This is a genomic window from Psychrobacter sp. 1U2 (assembly GCF_051847575.1).
On sequence record NZ_JBPYDC010001865.1, the window covers coordinates 1 to 508 of the forward strand.

The window sequence follows — 508 nt, forward strand, 5'->3', positions numbered from 1 at the left end:
CGCCAATGATTAAGACCTCATAATCCGCCGTCACGTTCGGTTGAGATTTTGAGCGCATCAGGGAGTGCGTCAGGCGAGCTTTGGTCATATTTTTTATAGAATCAACACCGATCATCATCTCATCCTATGTTAGTAACTGATTACCGTCGATTTATACTTCGTTTGTATAGCTGCTACTCTCTACACGACTAATTTAGGCATTAAGCTTGGTTTGTTATTTTTAAAATGTGCCACGTCTAAAACGGTACCGCGCTTTCCCAGTCCATCCAAGCGCCAAGTACAGGATGCTTTAGACGCAGCTGCTGGGCATGCAAATTTAGACGCGGTGCCATCTGCAATGCCAGTCCTTCTGCATAAATAGGATCACCGATAATGACGTGCCCTGCATGTACCATATGCACGCGCAACTGATGGCTACGTCCTGTCACTGGCTTTAGCGCAACACGAGTGGCTGCTTGACCGTTACATTGTTCATAAGCGAGTACCTCATACAAGGTCAAGGCGTTCT

At 46.5% G+C, this 508-nt stretch carries 1 protein-coding gene; it reads right to left on the bottom strand.

Annotated elements, in window-relative coordinates:
• Nucleotides 1-236: 236 nt before the first annotated feature.
• Nucleotides 237-508, bottom strand: a 272-nt coding sequence (locus tag ACS8FD_RS24835) for an RluA family pseudouridine synthase (RefSeq protein WP_459252194.1), incomplete at its 5' end; no start/stop codon positions are given.